This is a genomic window from Anaerorhabdus furcosa (assembly GCF_900167375.1).
GTDB lineage: Bacteria > Bacillota_I > Bacilli_A > Erysipelotrichales > Erysipelotrichaceae > Anaerorhabdus > Anaerorhabdus furcosa.
In genome coordinates this window covers 215,231-232,410 of record NZ_FUWY01000003.1, presented here as the reverse complement: position 1 = coordinate 232,410, position 17,180 = coordinate 215,231, and the positions used below count along the sequence as shown (strand labels likewise).

General features: G+C 32.2%; 19 protein-coding genes. 17 read left to right on the top strand and 2 right to left on the bottom strand.

What is annotated here, in order from left to right; genetic code table 11:
* Positions 1-70: 70 nt before the first annotated feature.
* Positions 71-1,576 carry an ABC transporter substrate-binding protein gene (locus B5D14_RS06605; protein WP_078711806.1) on the bottom strand — a complete coding sequence of 502 codons (1,506 nt, stop codon included), beginning with the start codon at positions 1,574-1,576 and terminating at the stop codon, positions 71-73.
* A gap of 295 nt (positions 1,577-1,871) precedes the next feature.
* On the opposite strand from B5D14_RS06605, the gene phnG reads away from it, so the two are divergent.
* The 14 genes from phnG to B5D14_RS06535 all read left to right on the top strand — a co-directional run bounded on the left by phnG (position 1,872) and on the right by B5D14_RS06535 (position 13,131).
* Positions 1,872-2,297 carry a phosphonate C-P lyase system protein PhnG gene (gene phnG, locus B5D14_RS06600; RefSeq protein WP_078711805.1) on the top strand — a complete coding sequence of 142 codons (426 nt, stop codon included), beginning with the start codon at positions 1,872-1,874 and terminating at the stop codon, positions 2,295-2,297.
* Between the two features lies 1 nt (position 2,298).
* Positions 2,299-2,880 carry a phosphonate C-P lyase system protein PhnH gene (phnH, locus tag B5D14_RS06595; RefSeq protein WP_078711804.1) on the top strand — a complete coding sequence of 194 codons (582 nt, stop codon included), beginning with the start codon at positions 2,299-2,301 and terminating at the stop codon, positions 2,878-2,880.
* 3 nt (positions 2,881-2,883) lie between these two features.
* A complete protein-coding gene (locus B5D14_RS06590) occupies positions 2,884-3,990 on the top strand; it encodes a carbon-phosphorus lyase complex subunit PhnI (RefSeq protein ID WP_078711803.1) in 1,107 nt (368 codons plus the stop codon).
* Entirely contained in the window at positions 3,974-4,816 is an 843-nt protein-coding gene (locus tag B5D14_RS06585) for an alpha-D-ribose 1-methylphosphonate 5-phosphate C-P-lyase PhnJ (RefSeq protein WP_078711802.1), read from the top strand. Before B5D14_RS06590 ends, B5D14_RS06585 begins: the two co-directional genes overlap by 17 nt.
* Positions 4,813-5,652 carry an ATP-binding cassette domain-containing protein gene (locus B5D14_RS06580; RefSeq protein ID WP_078711801.1) on the top strand — a complete coding sequence of 280 codons (840 nt, stop codon included), beginning with the start codon at positions 4,813-4,815 and terminating at the stop codon, positions 5,650-5,652. Before B5D14_RS06585 ends, B5D14_RS06580 begins: the two co-directional genes overlap by 4 nt.
* An 8-nt stretch (positions 5,653-5,660) precedes the next feature.
* Complete coding sequence (phnM, locus tag B5D14_RS06575) at positions 5,661-6,824, top strand: phosphonate metabolism protein PhnM (protein WP_078711800.1); 1,164 nt, start codon at positions 5,661-5,663, stop codon at positions 6,822-6,824.
* 1 nt (position 6,825) lies between these two features.
* A complete protein-coding gene (locus B5D14_RS06570) occupies positions 6,826-7,437 on the top strand; it encodes a DapH/DapD/GlmU-related protein (RefSeq protein WP_078711799.1) in 612 nt (203 codons plus the stop codon).
* Positions 7,434-8,135 (top strand): phosphonate C-P lyase system protein PhnL, encoded by a 702-nt coding sequence (locus tag B5D14_RS06565; protein WP_078711798.1) that lies wholly within the window; start codon positions 7,434-7,436, stop codon positions 8,133-8,135. The genes B5D14_RS06570 and B5D14_RS06565 overlap by 4 nt, the downstream gene beginning before the upstream one ends.
* Positions 8,128-8,916 carry a PHP domain-containing protein gene (locus tag B5D14_RS06560; RefSeq protein ID WP_078711797.1) on the top strand — a complete coding sequence of 263 codons (789 nt, stop codon included), beginning with the start codon at positions 8,128-8,130 and terminating at the stop codon, positions 8,914-8,916. The genes B5D14_RS06565 and B5D14_RS06560 overlap by 8 nt, the downstream gene beginning before the upstream one ends.
* Entirely contained in the window at positions 8,879-9,673 is a 795-nt protein-coding gene (locus B5D14_RS06555) for an inositol monophosphatase family protein (protein WP_159443748.1), read from the top strand. Before B5D14_RS06560 ends, B5D14_RS06555 begins: the two co-directional genes overlap by 38 nt.
* A gap of 80 nt (positions 9,674-9,753) precedes the next feature.
* Entirely contained in the window at positions 9,754-10,725 is a 972-nt protein-coding gene (locus tag B5D14_RS06550; RefSeq protein WP_078711795.1) for a PhnD/SsuA/transferrin family substrate-binding protein, read from the top strand.
* A gap of 11 nt (positions 10,726-10,736) precedes the next feature.
* On the top strand, positions 10,737-11,519 hold the full coding sequence (phnC, locus tag B5D14_RS06545) for a phosphonate ABC transporter ATP-binding protein (protein ID WP_078711794.1): 783 nt from the start codon (positions 10,737-10,739) through the stop codon (positions 11,517-11,519).
* Positions 11,516-12,292, top strand: coding sequence for a PhnE/PtxC family ABC transporter permease (locus tag B5D14_RS06540; RefSeq protein ID WP_078711793.1), 777 nt, complete (start codon positions 11,516-11,518; stop codon positions 12,290-12,292). Before phnC ends, B5D14_RS06540 begins: the two co-directional genes overlap by 4 nt.
* Positions 12,292-13,131: a PhnE/PtxC family ABC transporter permease gene (locus B5D14_RS06535; protein WP_078711792.1), complete on the top strand. Its 840-nt coding sequence runs from the start codon at positions 12,292-12,294 to the stop codon at positions 13,129-13,131. Before B5D14_RS06540 ends, B5D14_RS06535 begins: the two co-directional genes overlap by 1 nt.
* Before the next feature lie 12 nt (positions 13,132-13,143).
* Here the strand turns inward: B5D14_RS06535 and B5D14_RS06530 are convergent, their stop codons facing one another.
* Positions 13,144-14,532: a DEAD/DEAH box helicase gene (locus tag B5D14_RS06530; protein WP_078711791.1), complete on the bottom strand. Its 1,389-nt coding sequence runs from the start codon at positions 14,530-14,532 to the stop codon at positions 13,144-13,146.
* Between the two features lie 101 nt (positions 14,533-14,633).
* On the opposite strand from B5D14_RS06530, the gene mnmE reads away from it, so the two are divergent.
* Genes mnmE through B5D14_RS06515 form a run of 3 tightly spaced genes read left to right on the top strand, consistent with a single transcriptional unit; the run spans position 14,634 to position 17,157 of the window.
* Positions 14,634-15,956, top strand: a complete 1,323-nt coding sequence (gene mnmE, locus B5D14_RS06525; RefSeq protein WP_078711790.1) for a tRNA uridine-5-carboxymethylaminomethyl(34) synthesis GTPase MnmE — start codon at positions 14,634-14,636, stop codon at positions 15,954-15,956.
* Positions 15,956-16,399, top strand: a complete 444-nt coding sequence (locus B5D14_RS06520) for an RDD family protein (RefSeq protein ID WP_078711789.1) — start codon at positions 15,956-15,958, stop codon at positions 16,397-16,399. Before mnmE ends, B5D14_RS06520 begins: the two co-directional genes overlap by 1 nt.
* Positions 16,378-17,157, top strand: coding sequence for a TatD family hydrolase (locus tag B5D14_RS06515; protein WP_078711788.1), 780 nt, complete (start codon positions 16,378-16,380; stop codon positions 17,155-17,157). Before B5D14_RS06520 ends, B5D14_RS06515 begins: the two co-directional genes overlap by 22 nt.
* Positions 17,158-17,180: the final 23 nt, after the last annotated feature.

The following is a 17,180-nucleotide window of genomic DNA, read 5'->3' as shown; positions in this document are numbered from 1 at the left end:
GTTACATGATGAAAGATATGTAACAACTTTTTTGATATGAAAAAAGATAGTTTTCACTATCTTTAGTTGTTTATTTTCTATATAAAGATTCGTATTGAATTAATCCTTGAGAGTTAAAGTGAATTCCTTCAATATCATTCAATGAAGCACTTAAGACCATAGGGTTTTGTAAAACTACAATAGGTGAATCACTAGTAACAATTTTATTTATTTCTTCATAAATTGCTTTTTTCTTATCAACATTAGATTCAATACGACCTTCTTTAATTAAGTCGTCCACAATGGGATTACTATAATTACTAGAATTCATCGTTTTCCCACTACCTGTTCCAAGTAAAACAGGGAGAACGCCATTTGGATCAGAATTGAAAGCCCAACCAACAAGAATTCCATCATGTTCTCCAGCATTCATCATATCCACCGCTTCTTGCATTGTTACAAGATTATAGTTAAGTTGAATACCAACAGCTGCTAAATCAAGCTTAATGTATTCTAAAGTATTTTTACGAATTGTATTGATTGTAATCACAGTAAATTCAAAACCGTTTTCATAACCTGCTTCTTTAAGCAACTCTTTGGCTTTTTCGGGATCATATGTAATAGGTGATTCCACAAAGCCGATAATACCCTTAGGGATAGTACTTGAAGCAGGAACACTGTAACCATGATAGACATTATCAGTGATTGTATCACGATTGATTGCATAACTTATTGCTAAACGAACTTTAGGATTATCCAATGGTGCATGTTGAGTATTTAGTGAGAGGTACTCTATTTTTGTTGAAGGTGATTGTAGTATTTCTACATCAGGTGATAAACTCAATTTCTCGCAATCATAAGCAGAAACACTAAATAAAATATCAACTTCTTTGTTAAGGAAAGCGGTAGTACGCTCTTGTTCAGAAACAATAACTTTAAAATTAATTAATGGCCATGCAGCCATTTCAAGAAAATAATCATCGAATCGTGCAAGTGCAATTTCTTTTTCTACTTCTCTAGAAACAAACTTAAATGGTCCAGCTCCTACAGGAGTTGTAAAGTCATAGTCGGGTTTCTCAACAATATTTTTTGAAACAATTGATGTTTCAGCTTTTGCGAATAGAGAAAGTAAATCAGAATATGGTTCTTTTGATTTAATAATAAATGTAGTATCGTCAACTTTCTCAACATAATCAACTATCTCTAATGATTTTTGAGTTCGCTCTCCAGTCAAAGCGCGTTGAATACTAAATAATACATCATCAGTAGTTAATGGAGAACCATCATGAAATTTTACATTATCATGAATCGTGATTTTCCATGTAAGATCATCAATCGTTTCTACTTCTTTGGCAAGTTTGAATCTTAAGTTCAACTCATCATCAAAATCGAATAAAGAAGTATAAATACAGCGCAGCACTGCTTCGGAGTAAATATCTGAAGTTTTTATTGGATCAAAAGACAAGATATCTTGTGTTAGAGCAATTTGGATAGGTTTTTCAACAACAACTGGCTTGTCTTGTTTGGAGCAACTGGTAGTAAATATAAGTAATGATATTAAAGCAAAAAAATATATTTTTTTCGATAGTTTATGCATGTTTATTTCCTTTCATAACTATAAGTGAATAATAACTCTGGCACATTTTATTATAACAGTTAACTAAAATGATTGAAAGTAATAGCTTGATTTCAATTGATGATGAAACATACTGTAAATAACAGTATCATGAAGTATTTTAAACTAAGGGAGAATAAAAAAGTCTCCTTTTTTTCTGCAATAAAAATTTAATAATCAGGATTATAACTTTACAAAGTCTTAATCAAATATTACATCGATTTAACTAATCAAGGAAAAAGAATTGATAGAATACATTTGAATACAGGAGGAATGTATGAATAGAAAAGATAGGACTAATGTATTAATCAACATGAACACAAGTTTACTTCGTTCATTAGCTAAGAAGATAAATGAACAGCATGAAGTAAAAGAGATAGAAGCACCATCTCATAGCTTGGTAATGATTAGAAAAAGAGAAGGTGCAAAGAATAGTTTGTTTTATTTAAGCGAAGTTGTTGTAAGTGAGTGTAGAGTAATTATTGATAATCACATTGGATTTGGTATATTACAAGGATTTGATTTAAAGAAAGCAAAGCTTCTTGCGATTATTGATGCAGCATTTAATGCAGAGAGTTCTCTCTGCTATAAAATTGAAAAAACAATTGAAATAGAAAAGCAAAAACAAGATCAAAAACAAAGACAAGAAATGCAAGCGATATTAAAAACAAGAGTATCATTCGATACAATGCAGGAGGAATAATATGTCAAAATTTCATAGAGTCTTTGATACTCAAAAATTATTTAGACAAGTACTTGATAGTATGTCATATGCTGCAAGTGTTAAGAATGTTCATTCTATTTGTAATGGTTGTGATTATTCAATGGACTTATTTAAAACTACTCAGGCAATTGCAATTTCTTTATTGGATGCAGATACAAGTTACAACGTGATTGGAAGTAAAAACATTGATGAGAAATTGGCAATGATTACATATTGCAGAAAAAATGATATAGCCAATGCAGATTATATTTTCATCCCTAATGAAAACCAATCTGAGTTAGATAAAATCATTTCACAAGCAAAAATTGGGACATTAATTGATCCGCATCTTAGCGCAACAATTATTGTTGAATGTAATAGTTGTACATCGGGGAAAGTATATAGATGTAAAGGGCCAGGGATTAAAGAAACAAAAGAAATTAAAATTAACATTCAAAGTGATTGGTTAGATGCACGCAATGAAAAGAATATTGAATTTCCACTAGGAGTTGATTTGATCTTTGTAGATAAGAATTATAACTTGCTTGCATTACCACGCACAACGCAAGTAGAAAGAGTGTAACGTATGGCATATGTAGCGGTTAGAGGCGGTCAAAAAGCAATAGAGAAAAGTATTGAACGGCTTAAATATAAAAGACTAGAAAAAAAGAAATCAATCAAGACAGAAGATATAGAAGCTTCATTTCGTCTGTTGATTGATCAAGTGTTATCAGAATCATCTTTATATTCAAGAGAACTTGCAGCAATTGCATTGAAACAAGCTGAAGGCTCAGTAGAAGAAGCGGTATTCTTATTACGAGCTTATCGTTCCACATTACCAAGAAAATATTACTCAAGAAATGCAGAGAGTTCATCGATGTTTGTAGAAAGAAGAATATCTGCAGCATTCAAAGATATTCCGAAAGGACAAATTCTTGGAGCATCATTTGATTATACGCATCGTTTAGTTGATTTTGAATTAAAAGATGAAACAGATGAGGATGCAAGAAAATTCTTTAGAAAAATAGAATCAAAATTTAAAAAAGAGGAAAGTGAAATTGAGCAGTTTCCTAAAGTTGTTGATTATTTAAAAAGTGAAGGATTAATAGCAAAGATTGATAATGATGATACTGAACCAAGAGATACAACAAAAGAAACATTAAAATTTCCAGCAAGTCGTTCCGAAAGATTACAAATCTTACAGCGTGGAATGAGTCAAGCAGTTATCGGTTTAGGTTATGCATCATTAAGAGGATATGGAGCAGTTCATCCAACAGTTGCAGAATTAAGAGTTGGGCAACTTCCAATCACAATTGAAAATCCAAACAATCCAACAAGTGAAGAAGATTCTTACTCAATTGGGAGTATTGAAATAACAGAAGTTGAAAGTTTAGTTCCAGTTACAAAACTTTTGAAAGATGGAAGTCATGAAATTAATTTTGAAATTGGCTATGGAGTTACACTGGGACAAAATGAAACCAAAGCGATAGCAATGAGTATACTAGATCAATGTTTGGAAAGAAAAGATGAAGGATTTGCGACGAGTGATGAGGAATTTGTTTTGTACCATGTAGATAGTATAGAAGCAACAGGTTTTATATCACATTTAAAACTTCCGCATTATGTTACATTCCAAGCAAAACTAAATAGTGCAAGAAAAGTAAAGGGAAATAGTGATGAAAAAGAAATTTAATTTTGCCTTCTTTGATGAAGGAAGTAAACGAGAAATAAGAAGATCAATTTTAAAAGCAATCGCAATTCCAGGATATCAAGTACCATTTGCTTCAAGAGAAATGCCAGTAGCTCGTGGGTGGGGTACAGGAGGTATTCAATTGACACTTTCTTGTATTGGACAAAAAGATGTGGTTAAGGTAATCGACCAGGGAAGTGATGAAAGTGTTAATGCAATTAGTATTAAAAAGCTAATCACAGATACAACTGATGTAGAAATAACAACATCAACAACAGATGCAACGATTATTCAATCTCGCCATCGAGTGCCAGAAGAAGAATTAAATGAAAATCAAATTATCGTTCTACAAGTCCCAACCCCTGAACCTCTTCGTGACTATGAACCAAGTGAAACAAAAACGAAAATTCTTCACGGAGAAAAAGAGTACACGGGTGCAAAACTATTACTGTTTGAACAAATCATGAAATATAACACAATGGCAACAGGTGCAGATCATCCAGTTGAAGTAAATAATCGTTATGTTATGGCACCAAGTCCAATTCCAAAGTTTGACAATCCAAAACTAAACGAATCAAAAGCAACAATTCTTCTTGGTGCAGGAAGAGAAAAGAAAATTTATGCAGTGCCTCCTTATACTAAAGTTATATCTCTTGATTTTGAAGATGTTCCATTTGAAGTAGAAAACTTTAAAGGAAAAAGTTGTAGTCATTGTGGTGCAAGTCATGTTTATTTAGATGAAATTATTGATCAAGAATCTGGCAGTGTAAGTTATCAATGTAATGATACAAGTTATTGCTTAAAAAGACGAAATGGAGAAATACAATGAGTGAACAACCAATATTTCAAGTAAAACATTTATATAAACAATTTGGACCTGGTTGTGACTTTTGTCGTGATGAACAAAGTCAAACATTGCAAGGTAATTATTGCCCAAAATGCAAAACAGTATATGCGTGCAATGATATCAATATTGAACTTTATGAAGGAGAAATCCTAGGGGTTGTTGGAGAGTCAGGAAGTGGGAAGTCTACACTAGTTCAATGTCTATACTTTGACCAACAAGCAACTAGTGGTCAATATTTACTAGCACGACATAAAGAGGGTAAGAAAAATGTGTTTGAAGAAACAGATCAACAAAAAAGAATGATTAGAAACACAATTTTAGGTATGGTTTATCAAAACCCATACTTAGGATTAAAAATGAATTTTTCTTCTATTTCAAATATTGCAGAAAAGTTAATAGCTGCAAATCATCAAAATGTTGAACAGATGACAACAATAGGAAAGAACTTATTGAACAAAGTGAATATTGCAGAATATCGTATGAAAGAGTGTCCTAAAAACTTTTCTGGAGGTATGCAACAAAGAGTTCAAATTGCTAAAGCATTGTCGAATAATCCACCTATTCTTTTACTAGATGAAGTTACAACGGGATTAGATTTGTCAGTGCAAGCAAATGTATTGGATTTAATAAAACAAATACAAAGAGAAAGTAAAGTATCGATGATTGTTGTATCACATGACTTGAGTGTTATTAAGATGTTGGCAGATAGAACCATTGTTATGCTCAATGGAAAAATAGTTGAATCTGGACTTACCGATCAAATTATGGAAGACCCTCAACATCCATATACACAACAATTAGTTTACTCATTACTATAGGAGATGATATGAAAAAAATAAAAAATATAGATGTTGTAACAAAAGATGGAGTACTTGAAAATTACGAAGTATTAATTAAAGATGGAATAATTCAAAAAATTGCATACTCAATTGAAGATGAAGGAATCAATGAAATTATTGATGGGCAAGGAGGGTATCTTGTTCCAGGATTTATTGATATTCATTCAGATTATATTGAACAACTTGCTGCCCCACGTGTTACAAGTGTAATGGATTTTAGTTTAGCGCTTTATGAGTTTGAAAGAGAACTTGTTACACATGGAATTACAACAATGTATCATTCAATTTCATTTCTAAAGGAAACTGGTAAAAAGGCATTACGTAAACCTGAAAATGTGAAGAAGATGATAGAACTTATCGATAAAAGTCATAAACAACTTCACTTAGTACATCATCGTTTTCACTTGCGTTTAGAATTAGATAATATTGATGTATACAATGATGTAGTAAATTACATTAAAGAAGATAAGGTCCATCTTATCTCATTTATGGACCATACTCCAGGGCAAGGACAGTATCGCGACTTAGAAATCTACAAGAAATCATATTTGAATGACGAAGGGTTAACTGAAGAGCAAGTAAATCAAAAAGTAAATGATTTAATGACAAAAGAAAAACTGACATTAGATAAAATAATTAAAATTGCTGATTTGGCAAAAGAGAAGAAAATTCCAATTGCTTCTCATGATGATGATACATTGGAAAAACTAGAAGTAATTAAAAATTTCCATGCAACAATATCAGAATTTCCAATCACCATGGAAGTGCTAGAAGAAGCATATAAACAAGGATTTGATACAGTTGTTGGTGCACCTAATATATTATTGGGTGGCTCTCATGCAGGAAATCTTAGTGCAAAAGAAGCGATTGATTCGGGATGTGCAAAAATACTTTGCTCTGACTACTATCCAGCATCATTATTACATGCAGTATTTATGATGGTAGATCAAGGGCAACCTCTACATGAAATGATTAATAAGGTTAGTTTAAATGCAGCCAAAGCAGTAAACATTGATCATGAAGTAGGTTCTATTGAAGTAGGTAAAAAAGCAGATATGTTAATTGTAATGCGTTTACCTGATAAATACCCAGCAATCACACATGTCTTTGTTGAAGGGGTTCTTGTATCCAACATGAACTATCGCGTTTAATATGATTACAAAGAAGCCGACAATAAATTCAAACTGTATCATTCATGAGTGTGATTTGAAAGAGTATACAGAAGTAGGTTGTTCTAATCGTTTGGAAAATGTAGATTTAGGAAAATTTTCATATACAGGTGAGTATTGTATTTTGCAAAATGTTATTGTAAAAAACTTTTCAAATATTGCAGCAATGGTGAGAATTGGAGCAACTGATCATCCGATTGAGAGACCAACACTGCATCACTTTACCTACCGTAGGCGTATGTTTGGTTTAGCAGATGAAGATGATGTAGAGTTTTTTAAAACTAGGGCATCAAGAATTACAACAATTGGTCACGATACATGGATTGGTCATGGAGCGATTATTAAACCAGGAATAACACTAGGGAATGGTTGTGTTGTAGGAAGTGGAGCAGTCGTTACAAAAGATGTTGAACCTTATGCTATTGTAGTAGGGAATCCAGCTAGAGTATTAAAATATCGCTTCAATACACAACAAATTGAAGCTTTAGAAAAAATTTCATGGTGGAATTGGCCAGCAGAGAAAGTAATTCAAAACTGGCAAGATTTTGTTTTACCTATCGATGAATTCATAAAGAAATATGAGGAAACTATATGAGTGAAATTTGTTTAGAAATTAAAAATCTATCAAAAGAGTTTATTGTATATAATGCCAACAAAATAGTAAAAGCATGCGAAGATGTCAACCTTTCATTAAAGAAAGGTGAGTTTATTGGAATAACAGGTAGAAGTGGCAGTGGAAAATCCACAATTTTAAAAGGAATCTATCGCACAAACTATCCACAAAAAGGTGAAATTCACTACGATAGTGATGAATATGGGTGGATAGATTTATGTAAAGCAAGTGAACGACAAATTGTTCATTTAAGAAAACATGAAATTGGTTATGTATCTCAGTTTCTAAAAATAATGCCTAGAACTACTGCGAGACAACTTGTAGAAAATGCAGTATTAGAAACAGGTGGAAGTGAAGAAGAAGCAAAAGAGAAAGCAGAAACAATTTTAAAGCATTTTGATTTAGACGAAACATTATGGGATGCTTATCCAAATACATTTTCAGGTGGAGAGAAATTAAGAGTAAATATTGCGATGGCAATGGTAAAAAAACCAAAACTTCTTTTGTTAGACGAACCAACTGCATCACTTGATAATGCAAGTAAGTCAAAGGTAAGAACACTCATAGAGCAACTTAAAAATGATGGAACAACAATGCTTGGTATTTTCCATGACTTAGAGTTTATGGAAGGACTTTGCGATAAAGAATTCAATATGCAAAGAGGAGTTATTGATGAATAAGGATTGGCATATCCATTCAAGCTATTCTGATTCATCAAGAAGTATTGAGGAAATCATTGCGATAAGTAAAATACGAGGGTGCAATTCAATCTCAATTACAGATCATGATACATTTGAAGGAACATTAGAAGCCTTAAAACATAATGATAGTGAAATGGAAGTCATCACTGGAATAGAAATAAGTACATGGGATAGAACACTAAATAGAGAAATTCATATTCTTGGATATCATTTCAACTTAGAAGCAACGAAGATAAAACAATTATGTGAAAACACATTAAAGCAAAGAAAAGAAATTGCTTATAAACAAGTAGAAGTTTTAAAGAACTTGGGTTATGACATTTCGATGAATGATGTTTATCAAAATCAAAAAAACAGTACAACGATTTATAAACAACATATTTTAAAAGTATTAATTGAAAAAGAAGTTACAGATCAATACTATGGTACATTCTATAAAACAATGTTTAAAAGTGGTGGTCCATGTCTTATGAAACTAGAGTTACCTAGTATCGAAGATGCAATTAATGCAATTCATCAAGATGGTGGAATAGCAGTGCTAGCACACCCATTTAATAGCCAATGTATCAAAGAAATACATCGCTATCATCAATTAGGAATAGATGGTATCGAAACATATCACAGTTCACACAATCAAAAAGAAGTTGCGATATGTCATGAACTAGCACTTCAATATAAATTGATTGAAACAGGAGGTAGTGATAATCATGGTGAGTATGGAAATGAACCAGAAATTGGAACTTATATCAAGCAAATTTAAAGATGCCTATGCAATTGTAAAACTAGTAGGAAAAGAATTAAAAGAAAAAAATGAAATCATCATCGAAATGAAAAATAATGATATTAGTGATCTTGTAACAAATTGTGATGTTGAAGTTCAAAATAAAATTATGAATTCTTTAAAAGAAAAGTATGTAGAGGATTCATGGCTTTGCGAAGAAAATGTCAATGAAATACTAAATAGTAATTTGTGGATTTTAGATCCAATTGATGGAACGACTAATTTCATTAGTCAACGTTGTAACTATGCCGTATCTCTTGCTTATTATCATCAAGGTAAACCAACATTTGGTATTGTATATGATGTAGTAAATGATGAAGTATTTCATTGCATAACTGATCAAGGTGCATTTGTTAATCAAACAAGATTAATGAAGTTACCAATTTCAGAAATGAAGGAAAGTATACTCAACGGAAGTATTAAATCATTGCTGGGATTCAATAAGCAGCATGGATTAAATTTAGAAGAAATCAGTAAAAAAATAAGAGCACATCGTAGTTTAGGATGTAGTTCACTTGCGATATGTCATCTTGCGCAAAACAAAGAACAATTATTCATATCGAATCATATTAAGATATGGGATTATGCTGCAGCGAGAATTATATTGGAAGAGGTGGGAGGTAATATGGATGTTTATTACACTTTAAATACGTTAGAGTGTAATCAAACGTGCATTGCTGCAACATCAAAAGAATTACTTCAACAATTTATTAGCGAATGTAATGAATGGAATTAACTCAGTTTTAACAAAGAGTTAATTCCATTTTCATAAATAAAAACTATAGTACTAGTGTAGGCGAACTACGTGGAGGATATATGAAGAAATTATTACTAGCACTTTTCTCACTTGTGTTACTTGTGGGATGTCAAACAAAAAATAGTGAAACAAATTCAGATTCAGGAAATAAAACATTAGATACAATTACAGTAGCGTTCTTACCAAATGAGGGTTCTGGAACAATTAGTACTGTAGATCAAATGTTAATTAATGAATTACAAAAAGCATTAGGTGATGGAGTAAAAATCAATGGTATTGTGTGTGATGACTACTCTGCGGTAACAGAAGCTATGTTAACGGGCACAGCACAAATTGCTTGGGAATCTGGAGCAACATTTGTTGCAACAAAGATGGAAGATGATGCTATTATCCCACTTGTTACTTATGGAGTAGATGGCGATGTTAATCAAGCATCATACCCTGCATTTATTGCTACTAACAAAGCAAATGAAGCAGATTTTGCTGGAAAAACTAAAGAAGAACAATATAGTCAATTAGTAGATAAATCATTTTCATTTGTATCAGCAACATCTACCTCTGGAAGACTTGTACCAACAACAACATTGTTTATGGCGTTTGGACCAGAGGGTAATGGTAAAGTAACAACAAAAACTCAAGTATTCGAAAAGACAACTAAAGATGGTGGAATTTTCTCAGAAGTTCAATTTGGAGGAAATCATCCAGGAAGTGTTCAATTAATTGTAGAAAATAAAGTTTATGCAGGAGCATTCTGTTGTAAATATGGCGATGATTATATGGATCAACTTTATATTATTGATGAAGTAGATGTACCAAATGGACCATTATGGGTAAATTCAGACTATATTAATGCAGAGATGCAAGAAGCAATTATTAATCATTTTGTAGCAATGACACCAGAAAATTCAGTAGAGAATTTCTTTGATAATGAAAATGGGTTCTTCTTTGAAAGCGATGGGGCTGGAGCAAATCGCTTTGTAAAAATACCTGAAGGATTCTACGACTTCTTATACGAAATGTATAAAGATTAAAGGAGAATATCATGACGCAAGTATTACAAATGGATTCCGTATACAAGGTATACGATAATAAAATTAAAGCATTAGAGAATGTTTCGGTTGAAGTTCATGTAGGAGAGTTGGTTTCGATTATCGGACCAAGTGGTGCAGGAAAATCAACTTTGTTAAGAACAATCAATCGTATGATTGATGTGACTGAAGGAAACATCATATTCAATGGAGTAGATGTTGTTAAGGCTAATAAAAAAGAATTAAAAACGATTCGTAAGAATATAGGAATGGTTTTTCAACACTACAATTTAGTTTATCGTTCAAGTGTATTGGAAAACGTACTTCATGGAAGACTTGCGAATTATACTTGGTATCAATCACTATTCAAACAATATCGTAAAGAAGATATTGATTCCGCAATGAGTATATTAAAAATGTTAGGATTAGAATCTAGAGCATATGATCGTTGTTCGAAATTATCAGGCGGTCAAAAACAACGTGTAGGTATTGCTAGAGCACTAGTACAAAATCCAAAAATGATTTTATGTGATGAGCCCATTGCATCATTGGATCCGCAATCAAGTAAAGTAATTATGGAATATTTAAAAGATATTGTACAAACCACAAAAATTCCTTGTCTTGTGAATCTTCATCAAGTAGATGTTGCTATCCACTATTCAGATCGTATTATTGGGATGCATCAAGGTGAAATTGTGTTTAATGGTAAACCATCAGAACTTACAGATGAAGTGATAGAGAAAATATATGGTGTCAAAATGGAAGAATTAATTAGTCAGGAAAATCACAGCCGATGAGTTATTTGAATAAAAAAAGAAATCAACTCATCATTGGACTATTCATACTTCTGTTTGGAACAATTTTAATTGGAAATATGATTTCATTTGAGTGGATAAATTCCATAACTAATTTCTCTAAAGGTGTATCACGATTTATAGAACTCTATTTACCACCTGACTTAACAAATCTAAATGCAATGATTGCACAAATGGGAATCACAATTCTACTTGCGGCTGCAGGGTCGTGTGTAGGTATGATTCTTGGATTATTATCTGCAATAGCGATTTCAAAAAAGACTGGGAAAAATAAAATACTAAAAGGAGTTATAAGATTTATTGCATCGTTAACGCGAAATATACCAGAAGGAGTATGGGCTATTATTCTTCTTATTAGCTTCTGGTTTGGTGAATTCTTAGCTTTCCTTGTGTTATCAATCATCTCTTATGGATTCTTAACACGTGTTTATGCAGATGCGATTGATGAGACCAATTCTGCATGTATAGAAGCCTTAGAAGCTACTGGTGCTTCTTATTGGCAAATCATCTTCTGTGCTGTAATCCCCGAGGTCATGCCATCTCTAATTTCTTGGGGATTATATTCCACAGAAAACAATATCCGTTCTTCTACAATTATTGGTATGTTAACAGGTAGTGGTATTGGATACTTAATCAGTAATTATAAACACTTTAGAGAGTTCACATCCTTGTTTACTGCAATTATCTTAGTAGTACTTGTGATTCTTGTGTTTGACCAAACTTCAAGTTACATACGAAGGAGGATAATGGAATAATGAGTGAAATTCAATTAGTAAATAACGAATATAGAACGAGTAAATCAAAACGATATAAATTAAAAAATAAAGATTTTAGTGATAAGCTAATAAAAATCATACTATGCTTATTTTGTATTTCTTTAGTTGTTTTCTTATCAACGACTACCTATAAATGGGATCAATTTAGACCAGAAATCATTATGAATATGGCTGTTTCATTTCTTCGCTTTGATGCTTTAAAATTTAGTGAAATGACTTATATTGCTTCGTTATTAATTAATACAGTATTCTTGGGGGTTTTATCAACTATACTAGCGGCAGTAATTGCATTTCCTTTTGGATTACTAGCGGCTACAAACTTATCGAGTCTTCGAGTATCCAATTGTATTAAAGCGGTCGCTAGTTTTGTAAGAGCTGTTCCAACAATTATATGGGTATTAATTTTTATATCATCTTATGGACTAAGTGCAACGACTGCAGTTGTGGGAATGATTTTCCATGGCTGGGCATTCTTTGTAAAGTCATATAGTGAAAGTTTTGAAGAAGTTGATGCAGGAATTATTGAAGCTTTAAAAGCAAGTGGAGCAAGCTGGTTCCAAGTCATAACGGAGGCAGTATTGCCAACATGTGCAACAAGAATTATTGCATGGCTTGCGATGAGAAGTGAAATTAACTTTGCGGTAGCGGTAGTGGTAGGTCCTGCCATTGGAGTAGCTGGAACAATTGGTAGCGTGATTAATGCATACTCAAGAAGTGGGTTTTATCCAGGGCTTGGATTTTCAATCTTGTGTGTGTTCATTGTTGCCTTTCTATTTGAACTGTTAATCAATAGGTTACGCACAAATACGATAGACTAAAAAAAGTTGAACTTATTTTATTTTAAGTTCAACTTTTCTATTTTTTCCTTTTATTTTCACGGATTGTATATTCTGAATAATATCCTGATTCATGTTTAATAAAGTAACTGTTGTGTAGTTTTGTTGAATATCAATAATCCCAATATTATCAGAATTAAATTCATCCAATGAACACAATGCTCCAACTACATCTAGATTTCGAATTTTATCTTTTTTACCAGCTCGTATGAATAATTGGGTATTCTTTGCTTTAATTGTAGAATCTTTATCCTCTTTATGAACGGATTTATTTAAATGATTATCTACTCTTTCAAGAGGAATAACAAATGAATCAGTTTCATTTAAGATTTGATTTTTGATGCTTGAAGTGTCATCTTTTGAAATGAGTGTAATGGATGTGCCTTGTTCATCTTTTCTTCCAGTTCTTCCAGAGCGATGGATATAACTGTCAATTGTTAATGGACAATCATAGTGAATAACGGTTGTGATTTGATCTACATCAATGCCTCTTGCAGCGATATCAGTTGATACAAGAATTCTTGTTTTTCCTTGTTTGAATTTAGCAAGTGATTGTGTTCTTTCTTTTTGCTCCATACCACCATGTAGAATACTACATAAATAATTTTCTTTTTGAAGCAATGTAGCGATTTGTTTTGTTTCTTCTCGTGTGTTAACAAAAACACACATTGATTCGATATGTAGGTGTGTACATAATTCAAGCAAACAATTTTCTTTATCATTTGTTTTAATATGATATGTATCAATTTGATTACTAATTTGTAGAGGAGAATCAATGGTGATGATATTTGCGTCGTTCACTTTTAATTTATTTAATAAAAGTTCAGAGTCCATAGTTGCAGAGAATAACCATGTGTTGTGTTGTGGTAATTTCTTAACGATGGTTTCAACTTGTTCAAGTAAACCTAAGGTTACCATTTCATTTGCTTCATCAAGTACAAGCGTTTTAATATGATCTAGATTAATATTGTCAGATTCAAGATGATCAAATATTCTTCCAGGAGTTCCTACAACAACATGTGCTTTTTGTTTAAGTTGGAGAGCTTGTTTCTGGAAATCTTGTCTTCCAATTAAACAAACACAGTTAATTTTCTTGTAGATTGCCAAACGATTAAATTCATGTTGGATTTGTTGTGCTAATTCTCTGGTTGGTGCCAAGATCAAAGCACTTGTTGGATCATCAAAATTAATTGATTCTATTAATGGTATACAAAAAGCAGCAGTTTTACCAGATCCAGTTTTTGACTGAATCAAACAGTTTTTCTTTTCTAATAGTAGTGGGAAAGCCTGTTTTTGTATTTCTGTGCAGTCTGTGTAGCCACAATCATCGATTGCTTGTAATATTCTTTTGTCTAAGTGATATTCATTAAATTTAGTTTTCATGTTGTAAGTGTAAAGTGTTTGGGCACAATATGCAATGATTATCTGATAAATAACAAAATAAAGAGCAGTTGTGATAAAATAATAAATAGAAAGAGGTGCCTATGAACGATACAATCGTAGCAATATCTACAGCTTTTCAAGAAGGAGCTATCTCTATTATTCGACTAAGTGGTGATGATGCAATTGAAATCGCAAACCGCCTTTTTAGTCGTAATTTACTAGATGTACCTAGTCATACAATTCATTATGGAATGATTCAAGATAATGATCAACCGGTGGATGAAGTATTGATTAGTGTATTTAGAGCGCCTAAAACCTATACAAAAGAAGATGTTGTTGAGATTAATTGTCATGGTGGGATTTATATTACGCGAAAAGTTTTAAGTCTTTGTGTAGGTGCTGGTGCTAGAGTAGCAAGACCAGGGGAATTTACAGAGAGAGCGTTTTTGAATGGTAGAATTGATTTAACACAAGCGGAAGCAGTATTGGATTTGATACAAGCCGAAAATACACAAGGTGCATCAAAAGCTCTTTCATCAATGAAAGGGTCTGTAACTCGCTTAATTCATCCTCTATGTGAGGATTTATTACAAATCATTGCACATATTGAAGTGAATATAGATTATCCAGAATATGAGGATGTTGAACAACTTTCTCAAGAAGTTGTATTACCACAAGCAAAAGAATGGTATCGTCGAATCGAAAAGATTATCAAACAAGCGGAAAACTCATACCAAATAAAAAAGGGAATTAATACTGTTATTCTAGGAAAACCCAATGTTGGAAAGAGTAGTTTATTAAATGCATTACTAGAAGAAGACAAAGCAATAGTTACTGATATTGCAGGAACAACTCGTGATTTAGTTGAAGGAGTTGTACATTGTAAAAATGTGACATTGAATTTAATTGATACAGCGGGTATACACGATACGGTTGATATTGTTGAACAAATTGGAATAGAACGATCACTTAAGGCATTAGACAAAGCTGAGTTAATTCTTGTTGTCTTAGATGCATCAAAAGAACTTGATGATGAAGATAAGAAATTACTTGCATTAACAGAAAATACAAACCGTATTCTTGTTTACAATAAGAATGATTTAAATAAACCTGAAGAAGGAATATCGATAAGTGCTTTAAATCAAGAGATAGATATTTTAATTGATGAGATTAATAAAAGATACGAATCTCAAATTCATGATAGCAATGAAGTAACACTAAACAATGAAAGACAAATTGGTTTAGCGATAGCTGCTCGTCAATCAATGAAACAAGCAATTGATGCATTGGAGAATAAAGTTGAATTGGATTTGGTTACAATTGATCTACAAGATGCGTACACATCATTAAAAGAAATTCTTGGTGAAGTAAGTCGAGATGATTTGCTAGATGCTTTATTTAGCAATTTCTGTTTAGGTAAATAATGGACAATTTATTAGTTAGACGTGTGCTCGCAACTTTAGTCGATATCGGTATTGTTTCAATTCCTACACTTATTTTTGCAGCAGTAGGACATTTGTTAAAAGAAATTCCACAAGTTAATTCATTCTTGGGTCAATTTGATTTCTTGGTTCAAATATCAACGCTCTATATTATTTTTTATGCAATCTATGATTATGGATATATGCGAAAATTTCGCACAACAATTGGTAAAAATAAATTTCGAATTCATATTGAAACAGATAGAGGAAAAAGAAGAATATCTCAAAGAAGACAACTTATTCGTTCTTGTAGTAAGTCGATATCTTTATTTGCGATTTATTCAATTCCGGCAGTATTGTCATTGTTGTTAATGACGAATGATTATAGTACTTCAATTCATGACAAGATAGTGAGGACAGGTGTATGGGAAAATTCGGATGGTTAGATAGTCATGCACATTTAAGTGATGATCGACTATATAATAGAATAGATGAAGTAATAGCGAAATGCGAAGAAAACAATGTGGATAAAATTCTTACAATATGTTTAAATTTTGAAGAACTAGAAAAAGCATTTGAAGTGAAGAAACGTTTTCCACAAGTCGATATTGCGATGGGTCTATTCCCAACAGATTATGATTTGTACACAGAAGAAAATTGGAAACGATTAGAAGAGGTGTCGCAAGATCAACGTATTGTTGCGATAGGTGAAATGGGATTAGATTACTATTGGGAAAAAGATGAAAAGCAAAGAGAAGTTCAAAGAATAAATCTTAAGCGACAAATTGAGATAGCAAAAAGAGTTAATAAACCAATTTTAATTCATTCAAGAGATGCAGCAAAAGATACCATTGATCTTCTAAAAGAAGTAAACCATTTTGGAGTTATGCACTGTTACTCATATAGTGTAGAAATGGCAAAAGAGTTTATTAAACTAAGGTATATTCTTTCGCTTGCGGGGCCTGTTACATTTAAAAACGCAAGAGAACCTAAAGAAGTAGCGAAGATGGTACCAATGGACTGTCTATTAATTGAAACTGATTCTCCCTACTTAACACCAGAACCTCATCGTGGCAAAGAGAATGAACCAGGATATGTAAAGCATGTAGGGGAGTACATTTGTGAATTAAAAGAAATCCCAAATGAAGAGCTCCAAGAAGCAATCCATAAGAATTATGATAAATTATTCAAAGTAAATCGGTAAGTAACTAGGAGAATGGGTTTGTG

What these genes read in the sequence shown, in the direction of transcription:
- mnmE (WP_078711790.1), top strand. Translation starts at nt 14,634, where the DNA reads ATGAACGATACAATCGTAGCAATATCTACAGCTTTTCAAGAAGGAGCT.
- B5D14_RS06590 (WP_078711803.1), top strand. Translation starts at nt 2,884, where the DNA reads ATGGCATATGTAGCGGTTAGAGGCGGTCAAAAAGCAATAGAGAAAAGT.
- B5D14_RS06570 (WP_078711799.1), top strand. Translation starts at nt 6,826, where the DNA reads ATGATTACAAAGAAGCCGACAATAAATTCAAACTGTATCATTCATGAG.
- phnC (WP_078711794.1), top strand. Translation starts at nt 10,737, where the DNA reads ATGACGCAAGTATTACAAATGGATTCCGTATACAAGGTATACGATAAT.
- B5D14_RS06540 (WP_078711793.1), top strand. Translation starts at nt 11,516, where the DNA reads ATGAGTTATTTGAATAAAAAAAGAAATCAACTCATCATTGGACTATTC.
- phnM (WP_078711800.1), top strand. Translation starts at nt 5,661, where the DNA reads ATGAAAAAAATAAAAAATATAGATGTTGTAACAAAAGATGGAGTACTT.
- B5D14_RS06555 (WP_159443748.1), top strand. Translation starts at nt 8,879, where the DNA reads ATGAACCAGAAATTGGAACTTATATCAAGCAAATTTAAAGATGCCTAT.
- B5D14_RS06530 (WP_078711791.1), bottom strand. Translation starts at nt 14,532, where the DNA reads ATGAAAACTAAATTTAATGAATATCACTTAGACAAAAGAATATTACAA.
- phnG (WP_078711805.1), top strand. Translation starts at nt 1,872, where the DNA reads ATGAATAGAAAAGATAGGACTAATGTATTAATCAACATGAACACAAGT.
- B5D14_RS06520 (WP_078711789.1), top strand. Translation starts at nt 15,956, where the DNA reads ATGGACAATTTATTAGTTAGACGTGTGCTCGCAACTTTAGTCGATATC.
- B5D14_RS06565 (WP_078711798.1), top strand. Translation starts at nt 7,434, where the DNA reads ATGAGTGAAATTTGTTTAGAAATTAAAAATCTATCAAAAGAGTTTATT.
- phnH (WP_078711804.1), top strand. Translation starts at nt 2,299, where the DNA reads ATGTCAAAATTTCATAGAGTCTTTGATACTCAAAAATTATTTAGACAA.
- B5D14_RS06605 (WP_078711806.1), bottom strand. Translation starts at nt 1,576, where the DNA reads ATGCATAAACTATCGAAAAAAATATATTTTTTTGCTTTAATATCATTA.
- B5D14_RS06535 (WP_078711792.1), top strand. Translation starts at nt 12,292, where the DNA reads ATGAGTGAAATTCAATTAGTAAATAACGAATATAGAACGAGTAAATCA.
- B5D14_RS06585 (WP_078711802.1), top strand. Translation starts at nt 3,974, where the DNA reads ATGAAAAAGAAATTTAATTTTGCCTTCTTTGATGAAGGAAGTAAACGA.
- B5D14_RS06550 (WP_078711795.1), top strand. Translation starts at nt 9,754, where the DNA reads ATGAAGAAATTATTACTAGCACTTTTCTCACTTGTGTTACTTGTGGGA.
- B5D14_RS06560 (WP_078711797.1), top strand. Translation starts at nt 8,128, where the DNA reads ATGAATAAGGATTGGCATATCCATTCAAGCTATTCTGATTCATCAAGA.
- B5D14_RS06515 (WP_078711788.1), top strand. Translation starts at nt 16,378, where the DNA reads ATGGGAAAATTCGGATGGTTAGATAGTCATGCACATTTAAGTGATGAT.
- B5D14_RS06580 (WP_078711801.1), top strand. Translation starts at nt 4,813, where the DNA reads ATGAGTGAACAACCAATATTTCAAGTAAAACATTTATATAAACAATTT.